This window comes from Streptomyces sp. NPDC040545 (assembly GCF_055595065.1).
In genome coordinates this window covers 373,673-384,978 of sequence record NZ_JBVIWA010000006.1, presented here as the reverse complement: position 1 = coordinate 384,978, position 11,306 = coordinate 373,673, and the positions used below count along the sequence as shown (strand labels likewise).

The window sequence follows — 11,306 nt, the reverse complement described above, 5'->3', positions numbered from 1 at the left end:
CGGGTGATCATGTTCCTGGACACCAAGCACGCCGTCGACCGGCTGACCCAGGACCTGCTGAACAGCGGTGTCCGGGCCGCCGCCCTGCACGGCGGCAAGTCGCAGCCGCAGCGCACCCGCACCCTGGCGCAGTTCAAGACCGGGCACGTCACCGTGCTCGTCGCCACGAACGTCGCCGCCCGCGGCATCCACGTCGACAACCTCGACCTCGTCGTCAACGTGGACCCGCCCACCGACCACAAGGACTACCTCCACCGCGGCGGGCGGACCGCCCGTGCCGGCGAGTCCGGCAGCGTCGTCACCCTGGTCACCCCGAACCAGCGCCGCGACATGACCCGCCTCATGGCCGCCGCCGGGATCACCCCGCAGACCACCCAGGTCCGCTCCGGTGAAGAGGCCCTCAGCCGGATCACCGGCGCCCAGGCCCCCTCCGGCATCCCGGTCACCATCACCGCCCCGGTGTCCGAGCGGCCCAAGCGCGGCACGGCCTCCCGCGGCCGACGCGGTCCCGCTTCGGCAGCGCGGCGCCTGAACGCGCGCCGGTCCGCCTTCAACGCGGCGGCGGCCTGAGAACGACGTGATCAGGAAACTGACCCATCTCTGCAGGAGGCACGTTGTGACGCTGGTCCAGATGCAGTTCCGCTCGGTGAGCGCCAACCCCTCCCATCAGGCGGTGGCCGATGCCATGGAGGCCGCCGGACCGCAGGTCTGCGACGATATGACGGTCGAAGTGGCCTTGTCCGTCATGGCCAGTGCCCGCGCGGGACATCTGCTGGTCTGCGACGAGGACGGCCTGTGCGCCGGTCTGGTGACCCCGGCTCAGCTCGCGGCCGTCCGTGACGGCGACGCGTACACGGACCGAATCCGGCTGCGCGACGTCCTCGGTGGCCGCGGGCCGTCCACCTCGCCTCTCACCACGATGGTTGAAGCCGAGCACGCGATGCGCTACCGCCGCCTCGATGCCCTGCCCGTCGTCGACGAGCAAGGCAGTGCCCTGGGCGTCCTCGCCCTTGCACGCTGAACCGCCTCACCGAGGTCGGACCGTTCCCCCGGCGCCCCGCTGACCGTCCGACCGACGGGACCGGCGCGGGCCCACCCCCAGATCGCGTCGGCAGTGCTGACGCTCCGCACCGATGAACAGGATGACGGGATGGATATCCTCCGCAGGAACAACGTGAAGGTCAGCGGATCACCCGGCAGCCCCGTGGTGATGCTGGCGCACGGGTTCGGCTGCGACCAGAACATGTGGGGCCTGGTGGCCCCGGCGCTGGCCGGGGAATTCCGGGTGGTCCTGTTCGACTACGTCGGGTCGGGCGGCTCCGACCCGTCCGCCTGGAGCGCCGAGCGCTACGGCTCACTGGACGGATACGCCCGCGACGTGGTCGAGGTGTGCGAGGCCCTCGACCTACGGGACGTGGCCTTCGTCGGGCATTCGGTCAGCGCGATGATCGGGGTACGCGCGGCGGCCACCGCCCCCGAGCGGTTCTCCTCCCTGGTCATGGTCGGCCCTTCCCCTTGCTACATCGACGACGACGCCTACCGAGGCGGCTTCAGCGCCGAGGACATCGACGAGCTGCTGGAGTCGCTCGAGTCGAACTACCTCGGCTGGTCGGCCACGATGGCACCGGTGATCATGGCCAACCCCGAACGTCCGGAACTGGGGGAGGAGCTGACCAACAGTTTCTGCGCCACCGATCCGGCGATCGCCCGCGTCTTCGCCCGCACCACGTTCCTCTCCGACAGCCGTGACGACCTGAAGTCGGTGGGCGTACCGACGCTGGTACTGGAATGCGCCCAGGACGTGATCGCGCCGCGCGAGGTCGGCGGCTACGTCCACGCGGCCATCCCCGGAAGCCGCCTGATCACCCTGGACGCTACGGGTCACTGCCCCCAGCTGAGCGCTCCCGAGGCCACCACGTCAGCCATCCGCGCGTTCCTGCGGGAGCTGCGGTGATGGGGTGCACCGCCCAGAACCCTGAGCGGCCCGAGGGCGAAGAGTCCGCCACCGACGCGGTGTTCTCCTCCCTGCTGGAGGACGCCGCCGAAGAGCTCTACGAATCCGCCCCCTGCGGCTACCTGTCCACCCTGATGGACGGCACCATCGCCAGGATCAACGGAACGCTCCTGGACTGGCTCGGCCTCACGCGCGAGGAAGTCGTGGGCCGCAGACGCTTCACCGACCTCCTCACGATCGGCGGCAAGCTCTACCACGAGACGCACTTCGCGCCGCTCCTTCGGATGCAGGGAAACATCAGTGAGATAGCGCTGGAACTCAAGGCGTCGGGCGGCGGGCGTCTGCCGGTCCTGGTCACCTCCCGGGTGAAGACGAGCGGCGACGGCGAGCCGACGCTGATCCGCACCACAGTCTTCGACGCACGACAGCGCCGCGCCTACGAAGGCGAGCTGCTCCGCGAGCGTCAGCTGGCGGACGAAGCCCGCCGGCAGGCCGAAGCCGACAAGGAGCGGCTGCGTGAAGCACTCGCGGTGCTCCAGCAGAGCCTGCTCCCCGCTGCCCTGCCCGCGGTGCCCGGAATGGAAGCGGCCTCCTACTACCACACCGCCTCCGTCGACCGGCTGGGCGGAGACTTCTACGACCTGTTCCCGCTGGACGACAAGCGCTGGGCGTTCTTCCTCGGCGACGTCTGCGGCAAAGGTCCCCAGGCTGCCGCAGTGACCTCCCTGACCCGCTACACCCTGCGCGCCGCAGCCCTCCACGATTCCGACCCCGTGGCCGCGCTGTCCACCTTGAACACCGTGCTGCACGAGCGGTTCACCAACGGGGACCCGCGCTACTGCACCGCGATCTTCGGTGTGATGGAACCCGACCCCAGCACCGGAACGGTTGCCGTGCACCTGGCGTCCGGGGGCCATCCCCCCGCACTCGTCGTGCGTGCCGACGGCCGGGCCGACTACCTCCCCACCCCCGGCGGCCTCCTCATCGGAATCCTGCCCGACCCCCGCTTCACCCCCGCCGTGACCACGCTCGGCCCCGGCGACTCCCTCCTCCTCTACACCGACGGCCTCACCGAAGCCCGCGTCGGCGCGAACCGCGAGCTGTACGGCGAAGACGCCCTGCGCACTTTCACCGCCGGTCTCGCCCCTGCATGTGCACCTGAGCTGATCACCGCCCTCACCGGCCTCCTGGACGGCTTCGGTGCAGGCCTGGACGACGACACGGCTCTGCTGGCCCTCGGCGTGCCCCATCCCATCCCCGGTACGGGAGAGCACGATCTGACATGAGCGCCCTGACGATCACCATCCGAGACGCCCCCACCGGCCCCGTGCTGGAAATCGCCGGCGACCTCGACTACGACCAGGCCCCCCGCCTTCGACAGGCCGTGACAGAGCTCAGCCTGGAGCCAGGACAACGCCTCGTCCTGGACCTCTCCCGCATACAGTTCTGCGACTCCAGCGGCATCACCGCCCTCATCGTCGCCCGCAACCACGCTGTCGCGGCCCAGGCTGAGATCGTGTTTGCGGCCGTCCCCGACAACACGATCCGCATCCTGCGCATCGTCGGCCTCGACCGGGTCTTCACCATCCACCCCGACGTCGGCACGGCCACAGCACACCGACCGGCCACCGGAAGTCCCTGATGGCGCGGGTGCCGTAGGAGGTGCCCGCTCGGGACGCGACCCCGCCGCCGAGGCCGCGGAGAGGATTTCGGCGGGCGCCCGGCAACCTTTCGGGCTCCGGCGGCAACTGAGGGGTGAACAGTGCACCTCACCCCAAGGAGCCACCGCCCATGTCCGCTTCCCCCCACCGCCGCCCGACCGGACGCCGACGGCTCGCCCGGGCCGGAGCGGCCACCCTGGCCGCCGCCGGTCTCGGCGCCGTGCCGCTGGTCGTGAAGGCCGATGCCGTGACACCCGCCGACCTCGCCCACGGCGTGCTGCCCGCCCGGGACGGCTGGGCCGCGAGCGGCTCGGGCACCACCGGCGGCCGTGCCGCGGACGCGGCTCACGTCTTCACCGTCTCCACCCGCGCCGAGCTGGTGAGAGCCCTGGCCGCGGGCCCGGCCGGCGCCCCGCGGATCATCCGGGTCAAGGGCCTGATCGACGCCCGTACCGACGACAGCGGGAAGCCGCAGAGCTGCGCCGACCACGCCGCCGGTACCGGCTATTCGCTCGACTCCTACCTCAAGGCCTACGATCCCGCCGTCTGGGGCCGTGCCAAGGTGCCGTCCGGCGCCCAGGAGGACGCCCGCAGGGCCGCCCAGGCCAGGCAGGCCGCCCGCATGGTGTTCACCGTGCCGGCCCGTACCACGGTCATCGGCGTGCCCGGCACCGGAGCGGGCATCACCGGCGGCAGCCTCGTGGTGAAGAACGCCGACAACGTGATCATCCGCAACCTGTCGCTCACCGACGTACGGGACTGCTTCCCGCAGTGGGACCCGACCGACGGCTCCACCGGCAATTGGAACTCCGCCTACGACGCCGTCAGCCTGCGCGGCGCCACCCATGTCTGGGTCGACCACAACAGCTTCTCCGACGACCCGCACCCGGACTCCGCCAACCCGGTCCGCTTCGGCCGCGAGTACCAGGTCCATGACGGCGCCCTCGACATCACCAACGCCTCCGACCTGGTCACCGTCGGATACAACACGTTCAGCAACCACGACAAGACGATGCTGATCGGCAGCAGCGACAAGGACACCGGACTGCGGGTGACGCTCCACCACAACGTCTTCCGGGGCATCGTCCAGCGCGCCCCGCTCGCCCGCGTGGGCCGGATCCACCTGTACGACAACTACTACGACACCACGGCGTCAAAGGGCTACGTGCACAGCTACAGCGTCAACTCCCGTGCCGGCGCCCAGGTCGTCGCGCAGAACAACTACTGGAAGCTCTCCTCCGACCGGAAGACCTCCCAGCTGCTCAGCGGCGACGGCACCGGAGCCATCGCGGGCAGCGGCAACCTCGTCGGCGGCGCTCCCGTGGACCTGGTCGCCGCCCACAACTCCGCCGGCACCGGGAAGAAGATCAAGACCACCGTCGACTGGCGGCCCACCCTGACCGCCGGACTGGAACCCGCCGCCGGACTGCCGGCCAAGCTGGCGGCCAAGGCGGGTGCCGGAGTCCTCACCGAGACCGGCGACCAGGCCCCGGCGAACTGAAGCATCCGAACGAATGCTCGAACGGACTGCTACGCTCCGGCAGCTGCCTGAGAACGCCCCCGTCCCACCGAGAGGCCGTACCGAGGCCATGACCGAAGATGAGGCGGCCGCGGAGTTCCACGCGTTCTTCGAACGCCACCACGCCGAACTCTCCCGCCTGGCATACCTGCTGACCGGAGAGCCGGACGCCGCCGACGACCTCGCCGCGGACGCGATGGTCGCGCTCTGGCACCGCTGGGACAGGGCCCGCCGTGCCGGCTCCGCGGCTGCCTACGCCCGCGGAATCGTCGCGAACCTCGCCCGCAGCCGGATCCGGAGCACGGCGGCGCGTCCTGCTGTTCTGGTCGCACCGCCCGGAGCGGATCGACGGCCCGGACCTGGCCGCCGTCATGGACGTACGGGCCGCGCTGGACACGCTGCCGTTCCGCAAACGCGCCTGCGTGGTACTGCGGTACGCCTTCGACCTCTCGGAGAAGGACACCGCGGCGGCACTGGGGATATCGGTGGGTACGGTGAAGAGCCAGACCTCGAAGGGGACGGCGGAGCTGCAGGGCTGCTCGGGACCAGGGCCGCCGGCGAACTGGTGGGGAGGGGAAGCCGGTGACCGACGAAGTGCGCGCCCTGCTGCGCGAGAGCACCGAAGCCCACCTGCCCGACCGGGCCCGCATGCTGGCCCGGGTCGAGCGCGGCATGGCCGGTCCCGGCACCGCCCGCCGGTCGCCGGACCGCCAGCGCGTCCGTGCCCTGTCCTGGCCGAAGATCCTCCTCGCGACCCTGGCCACCGCCGGAACCCTGACGGCGAGCGCCCTCCTGGTGGTCGCCGCCGTGCACGACCCGGACCCGCCTCGGAACCCGTCCGCCGCCGCCCCGTCCGCCGCCGCCGGCCGCGCGGTGCCACCGACGGCCGCGGGCAGCCGGACCGAGGACGGTCCCCTGTGGGCCGACGGCTCCGTCGACCCCCACAGCAACGCCTACTGGGCACAGAGCAACGGCACCCTCAAGGCGGGGAAGCCGCTCACCGCGCTCGTCGTCGAGCTGCGCATCGCCCTGACCGAGGGGGTGGAGGACACCGGTAGCTGGCGGACCCGCCCCGCCGCGGACTTCGACCTCTCCGCCCGCCGGGAAGGCGGCTTCCTCGTCTACCGGTGGACCCTCAAACCCGGCAGGACCGTCCCGCCCGGCGAGCACGTCTTCGCCGGCCAGTACGACCACGCCGCCGGCGGACGCGATGCGAAGGACGACACGTACCGGATCGACGCCACTGCAGACGCCGCGAAGAGCGGCGCCGCCCTATGGGGCGGGTTCGCGTAAGCCGCGTCCACGCCCCGCCGTCAGCGCGGGCCGACATGCCACGCATGGCGCAATGAGCCGCTCCGGCGGCTTCCCAGGACACCTTGTGCGGAGGCGGTGACCGGCATGGGTGGGCAGGAACGAGGCGTCGAGGCGGGTCATGAACGAGGAGAGCGCGGACCGGGCCGAGGGTCTCGGCGAGCGGCCGCTCGGCCTGCTGCTGCACCGGGCGCGGATGATGCCACCGCAGCTGATCGGCCCACTGCTGGCGGAGGAGATCGCCGGGATCGGAGGCCGTGACGTCTCCATCCTGCTCCAGGACTACGCGCAGGAGCTGCTGGTGCCGCTTCCCGGCAGGAAACTGTACGTCAGCCAGCCCCAGCCGGTGATCGACTCCCCAGCCGGCCGGGCCTTCATGCGCGGGGAGGCCGTCGAGGTACCGCAGGCCCACGGCGGCGTCCGGATGTACGTGCCACTGCCGGACGGCAACGACACGGTGGGCGTCATGGCCCTCACCCTGGACCACGTCGGCGACGACGACCGGCGCCTGCTGCGCCGGTTCGCCGGCCTGGCCGCCGACCTGCTGGTCACCAAGAACGCCTACACCGACCAGTTCTTCCTGGCCCGGCGCCGGGAGCCGATGAGCGTGTCCGCCGAGATCCAGTGGAGCCTGCTGCCGCCGCTGACGATGACCGTGCCGCAGGTCGCGGTGGCCGGCATGCTGGAGCCCGCCTACCGCGTCGCCGGAGACAGCTTCGACTACGCCCTCAACGACGACATCCTGCACATGGCCGTGATCGACGCGATGGGCCACGGTCTGGACGCCGCCGCGATGGCGACCATCGCCATCGGTGCCTACCGGCATGCCCGGCGCGTGTCCGTCAGCCTGGCCGAGAAGTACACGTACATGGACGACGCCATCTCCCGGCAGTTCGGTCCCGACCACTTCGTCACCGCCCAGCTGATGCACCTGAACATCGCCACCGGTGTGCTGGAGCTGGTCAACGCGGGCCACCCCGCGCCGCTGCTGATCCGCGACGGCAAGGTCGTGCGGCAGCTGGAGAGCGCGACGACGCTGCCCATCGGCTTCGGCGGCGAGGAGCCCCGGATCGGGGAGCACACGCTCCGGCAAGGCGACCGCGTGCTGTGCTACACCGACGGCATCATCGAAGAGCACGTCGCCGGCGGGGAGTTGTTCGGCGAGGAACGCCTCATCCGTTGCGTCGACCGCCTCGGGGAAAGGCCGTCAGAGGGGCTGCGGGCAGACCTGCGCCAGCTCTCCCACACGTTGAAGAGCGAACGAGGCGGGCACACCAGCGACGACGCCACCCTCTTCATGATCGAATGGCGCGGGGGCGCCGCCGACCACCTCGCGGCTCCCGACCGAACGCCTCGAAGCTGAGGAGACCGGCGGTCCTCCCCAGCGCCTCCGCCGGAAAATACCTGGTCACAACGGCCTTTGCCCATCGATTGGGCGTAGAGTTAAAGGACCGGAAGTACTTCGAGCACCGGCTTCACGCGGGTGTCATTTCCGGCGATCGCCTAAAAACCGGGCTGCCGACGGGCAGTCCGGGGGCAGGTCCGCACCATGACCACCACCTTCGACCGGACCGCGCCCCGCGATCTCACAGCAGAGTTCCCGGCACGCTTGTCCCTCACCCCGAAGTCCACCCTCGCAGGTCAGCTGGACGGTGCCTGGTGGCCCCGCTCGCGTGACCTCGGAGCCGAGCTCCCCGCTCTCGCGGCGGCTCTGGAGGAGCCGTGGGGGCGCGTCACGCGCGTCACGGTGAATCCCGCCCGCTGGCCGGTCGTCCCGCGGACGGTTGCCGTGGACGGGCGCGTGCTGCATGTGGGCTGGTTCACCGAGCAGGACCCCGACAAGCTGATCCTGCTCTCCTACACCGTCGGCCGCTGGGACCTCCTGGTGGTCCCGCCCGAGACCGGGCCCGCGGCCGCGGCCCGGCTGATGGCCGCCGCCGCGATCCCGGGCAGTGCCCTGGCGGCGGGCGTCCTGATGGCCAACGAGAGCGTCATCGGGCGCGGCGTCCGGGACGCGCGCGGCCGGGAAGCCGTCTGGGAGGGCGAGGGCGGGGCCTGCATGTCGCCCTTCGGGGAGCCGATGGGACGAAGTGCCCTGCCGCTGTCCGGGAACGGCTGGCGGTGAGTTCCGTGGAGACCGTCGTCCTCGTCGCGATGATCATCCTGATGATCGGCGTCGCCATGCGCTGGATCCAGGTGCTGAACGCCCGGAACGACGCGCGGATCGAGGCCTACCGCTTCAGTGACCCCCGGCCGAGGCCTCCCGGCCTGCCGGACGACACCGGTCGTCGAGCCCACCACCCGGGTGCCGACCGGTGAGGAACGGATCTTCCTCCGACCGGGGTGTGAGGGCGGGGCGCCCCGGCGCCCCGCCCTCACACACACGAAAGGACGCGGTCATGGCCACACTGCGCGAACGCAAGACCTACCGCGACCAGGTGCTCCGGGTCCTGTACGAAGCCGTCGAAGGCAACCGCCTCCTCGGCATCACCGGAGCACAGCTACGGCGCGACCTCCACGTACCGGAACAGGACCTCGCCGCCGCCTGCACGTACCTGGCGGGCGAAGGGCTGATCACCGTCGACTGGGACCCCGGCAACACTCCCGCGATGGTCACCCTCACCCACGACGGAATCCGGCACATGGAAGCCGATGAGGAAGAGCACGGCTGAATCCCCTCACACACGTGAGGGCCTGGGACGCGGGTAACCGGTCAGTGCTTCGAGTCGGGTTTCCGAGGCCCCGAGACCGAAGGCGCAAGCCCGGTGGCAAGCGCGGTGCCCTGCTGCCCTGCCGGAGTGGCTCGATGCTTCGAGCCGGGTTCGCCGGGCCTGCCCTGCGGAGGTACCGATGCGGATCCCGCCGCTCGGCCCGGTGCCGGCCGCCACCTCCCCGTGCGCCGTGCCGCGCGTCGCCACAGGCGGGGCAGGAAGGCGTAGAAGCGGTCGGGAAGGAACACGGCGTCCGCAATGATCATCGCGCCGGAGAAGAGAGGCAGTCCCAGGAGCACCGCGATGCCGATGTGCATGCCCAGCAGCACGGTCAGAACGGGGTACTTGAGCCTGCCGAAGAGTACGAACGGGAAGGCGACCTGCAAGAGCACCGTCACGTAGCTGGCGACCGCGATCACCATCGGGTACCCGTCCACCAGGTGGGAGAGCGCGGGCCAGGGCTGGAAGAGTTCGAGGTTCAGCGCGTAGTGGAGAGCGGTGCCGCCGCCCCAGGTCGGGCCCTGGACCTTGTACAGGCCGGCCGATCCGTAGAGGAAACAGACCTGTGCCGCGATGACGAGCATGCCGCAGTTGTGCACCACCGTCGTCAAGGTGCCACGGGCATCGTGCAGTTGCTGTGCGGAGAAGCTCCTCACCGGCTCCGGTGCGTCGCCCGCGCGGGCTGCCGCGAGCCGGTTCCTGCGAGCGTCCAGGGACCAGCGCCGCCCGCACGCGGTGAGGACGAGGTAGAGGGCCATCAGCAGGATCAGGTTGTCGCCCCCGTCCGTCATGAAGATCGATCTGGCATGGAACGAGGTCACCACGACGGCGAAGAGGACGGACATGGCCCGGGTCCGCCAGCCCAGCATGAACAGCGCGGACGTGACGAGGGCCGTCACGTAGCAGAGTTCGAAGTAGGCGCGGCTGTCGGACAGGATCAGGAGGCTGTTCCAGCCCGTCTGATCGAAGAGCTGCTGTGCCAGCGCCGGTGTCCAGGGGGAGCCCGGGCCCCAGATCTCGTCACGGTGCGGGAACTCGCGCAGCAGGAAGACCAGGTAGAGCAGCCCGTAGCCGATGCGCAGAACCGAGGCGGCGTACAGGGAGACCGGCCGGTCGGTGAGAAGCGCCCGCAGAGCGCCGATCCGGTCGAGGAGCCACCGGTGGGCCGTGCCGGCGGCCGAAGTCTCCTGGACCGCAGACCGGTGCGGCGTGGCCGCCGTGGAAGGGGGCCGGGGGATCTGTTCACTTCCCATGGGAGTTCACCTTCCACCAGGGCAGGAGCCGGTCCTCGGAGGGTGCCGGCGGGCGGTTCCCGGCCGCCGTGCCGGGCGCAGCCACCGGCAGAGTGACGACCCGGAGCTGAATGAAGTCGAAAGCGCCGCCGTCGTTGTGGGCGGCGACGCGGTCCGCGGCGATGTTGCGCAGGTACGTCTGCAGCATCACGGCGCGTTCCGAGCGTGCCGTGTCGCTCCCTCCATGTGTCTCGACATAAGAGGTCCAGGCACGGCGCAGAAGGTTCTGGGACGTATGGCTCGGAAACACATTGTGGTCGACCGCGGAATGGTCGACGGCAGCCAGGTCGAACCAGGGGGTCACCTGCACCGATCCCTTGGAGTCGGTGTGTGCGGTTCTCGCCAGGATTTTTCGGTTGAAGGAGTCGGGGTCCGGGGCGAAGAGCCGCCAGTTCTGTTCGAAGAGCGGATACACCCATCCGTTGACCTGCGAGCTGTAACGCTTCGATACAGGGTTGGCGGGGGCCACATGAAGGAATACCAGGACGACGTGGACCAGGGTCGTCACCAGGCAGAGGGCCACGGCGGTGCGCAGCCCTGCTCTCACTGCGCGAACTCTTATGGGCGGCTTGCCCGGCATGGCTGCTTCGTCATGACGCTGCTGGGGGACCGGACCGGCATCGGAGTGATGAAGTTCCTTCACGCCCGCAGATTCAATTCCGCTCGACACCGCGACCCACCCGGTCTTTCTCATGTCTGCTGTTCGCCTGAGGTCTCTGCGACTCTCACCTACGGCGCGGGGGGGGGGGGGGGGGGGGGGGGGGGGAGTCTCCCCCCCCCCCGAAACGAAGTCCTGTTTCTGTCTCCGCCTCCCCGACAAAAAAAAAAAAAAAAAAACAACACCCACGCACGTTGTTG

At 70.4% G+C, this 11,306-nt stretch carries 13 protein-coding genes and 1 pseudogene; 12 read left to right on the top strand and 2 right to left on the bottom strand.

What is annotated here, in order from left to right; genetic code table 11:
• The 12 genes and pseudogenes from ACZ573_RS15930 to ACZ573_RS15875 form a co-directional block, all read left to right on the top strand.
• Window positions 1-570 (top strand): helicase-related protein (locus tag ACZ573_RS15930; RefSeq protein WP_471304066.1); only part of this gene is annotated, 570 nt, incomplete at its 5' end.
• Window positions 571-616: 46 nt separating this feature from the next.
• Window positions 617-1,021, top strand: a complete 405-nt coding sequence (locus ACZ573_RS15925; RefSeq protein ID WP_471304064.1) for a CBS domain-containing protein — start codon at window positions 617-619, stop codon at window positions 1,019-1,021.
• A 129-nt stretch (window positions 1,022-1,150) separates the two neighbouring features.
• A complete protein-coding gene (locus tag ACZ573_RS15920; RefSeq protein WP_471304061.1) occupies window positions 1,151-1,954 on the top strand; it encodes an alpha/beta fold hydrolase in 804 nt (267 codons plus the stop codon).
• Window positions 1,954-3,240, top strand: coding sequence for a PP2C family protein-serine/threonine phosphatase (locus ACZ573_RS15915; RefSeq protein ID WP_471304058.1), 1,287 nt, complete (start codon window positions 1,954-1,956; stop codon window positions 3,238-3,240). The genes ACZ573_RS15920 and ACZ573_RS15915 overlap by 1 nt, the downstream gene beginning before the upstream one ends.
• The gene (locus ACZ573_RS15910; protein ID WP_471304055.1) at window positions 3,237-3,596 is read left to right on the top strand and encodes an STAS domain-containing protein; all 360 of its coding nucleotides are present in this window, start codon (window positions 3,237-3,239) and stop codon (window positions 3,594-3,596) included. Before ACZ573_RS15915 ends, ACZ573_RS15910 begins: the two co-directional genes overlap by 4 nt.
• 149 nt (window positions 3,597-3,745) lie before the next feature.
• Complete coding sequence (locus ACZ573_RS15905; protein ID WP_471304052.1) at window positions 3,746-5,116, top strand: pectate lyase family protein; 1,371 nt, start codon at window positions 3,746-3,748, stop codon at window positions 5,114-5,116.
• Between the two features lie 88 nt (window positions 5,117-5,204).
• A pseudogene (locus ACZ573_RS15900) lies at window positions 5,205-5,720 on the top strand (SigE family RNA polymerase sigma factor).
• Window positions 5,717-6,427 carry a hypothetical protein gene (locus tag ACZ573_RS15895; RefSeq protein ID WP_471304049.1) on the top strand — a complete coding sequence of 237 codons (711 nt, stop codon included), beginning with the start codon at window positions 5,717-5,719 and terminating at the stop codon, window positions 6,425-6,427. The pseudogene ACZ573_RS15900 and the gene ACZ573_RS15895 overlap by 4 nt, the downstream one beginning before the upstream one ends.
• 139 nt (window positions 6,428-6,566) lie before the next feature.
• Entirely contained in the window at window positions 6,567-7,808 is a 1,242-nt protein-coding gene (locus ACZ573_RS15890; protein ID WP_471304047.1) for a PP2C family protein-serine/threonine phosphatase, read from the top strand.
• A 186-nt stretch (window positions 7,809-7,994) separates the two neighbouring features.
• The gene (locus tag ACZ573_RS15885) at window positions 7,995-8,570 is read left to right on the top strand and encodes a DUF5994 family protein (RefSeq protein WP_471304044.1); all 576 of its coding nucleotides are present in this window, start codon (window positions 7,995-7,997) and stop codon (window positions 8,568-8,570) included.
• The gene (locus tag ACZ573_RS15880) at window positions 8,567-8,764 is read left to right on the top strand and encodes a hypothetical protein (protein WP_471304042.1); all 198 of its coding nucleotides are present in this window, start codon (window positions 8,567-8,569) and stop codon (window positions 8,762-8,764) included. Before ACZ573_RS15885 ends, ACZ573_RS15880 begins: the two co-directional genes overlap by 4 nt.
• Before the next feature lie 80 nt (window positions 8,765-8,844).
• A complete protein-coding gene (locus tag ACZ573_RS15875; protein ID WP_471304040.1) occupies window positions 8,845-9,117 on the top strand; it encodes a hypothetical protein in 273 nt (90 codons plus the stop codon).
• Window positions 9,118-9,158: 41 nt separating this feature from the next.
• Here the strand turns inward: ACZ573_RS15875 and ACZ573_RS15870 are convergent, their stop codons facing one another.
• Together ACZ573_RS15870 and ACZ573_RS15865 are read right to left on the bottom strand one after the other, a co-directional pair.
• Window positions 9,159-10,409 (bottom strand): HTTM domain-containing protein, encoded by a 1,251-nt coding sequence (locus tag ACZ573_RS15870; RefSeq protein WP_471304037.1) that lies wholly within the window; start codon window positions 10,407-10,409, stop codon window positions 9,159-9,161.
• A complete protein-coding gene (locus ACZ573_RS15865; protein WP_471304035.1) occupies window positions 10,399-11,142 on the bottom strand; it encodes a DUF5819 family protein in 744 nt (247 codons plus the stop codon). Before ACZ573_RS15865 ends, ACZ573_RS15870 begins: the two co-directional genes overlap by 11 nt.
• Between the last annotated feature and the right edge of the window lie 164 nt (window positions 11,143-11,306).

Coding starts and splice junctions, on each gene's coding strand:
- ACZ573_RS15920 (WP_471304061.1), top strand. CDS start 1,151: ATGGATATCCTCCGCAGGAACAACGTGAAGGTCAGCGGATCACCCGGC.
- ACZ573_RS15915 (WP_471304058.1), top strand. CDS start 1,954: ATGGGGTGCACCGCCCAGAACCCTGAGCGGCCCGAGGGCGAAGAGTCC.
- ACZ573_RS15910 (WP_471304055.1), top strand. CDS start 3,237: ATGAGCGCCCTGACGATCACCATCCGAGACGCCCCCACCGGCCCCGTG.
- ACZ573_RS15905 (WP_471304052.1), top strand. CDS start 3,746: ATGTCCGCTTCCCCCCACCGCCGCCCGACCGGACGCCGACGGCTCGCC.
- ACZ573_RS15890 (WP_471304047.1), top strand. CDS start 6,567: ATGAACGAGGAGAGCGCGGACCGGGCCGAGGGTCTCGGCGAGCGGCCG.
- ACZ573_RS15885 (WP_471304044.1), top strand. CDS start 7,995: ATGACCACCACCTTCGACCGGACCGCGCCCCGCGATCTCACAGCAGAG.
- ACZ573_RS15875 (WP_471304040.1), top strand. CDS start 8,845: ATGGCCACACTGCGCGAACGCAAGACCTACCGCGACCAGGTGCTCCGG.
- ACZ573_RS15870 (WP_471304037.1), bottom strand. CDS start 10,409: ATGGGAAGTGAACAGATCCCCCGGCCCCCTTCCACGGCGGCCACGCCG.
- ACZ573_RS15865 (WP_471304035.1), bottom strand. CDS start 11,142: ATGAGAAAGACCGGGTGGGTCGCGGTGTCGAGCGGAATTGAATCTGCG.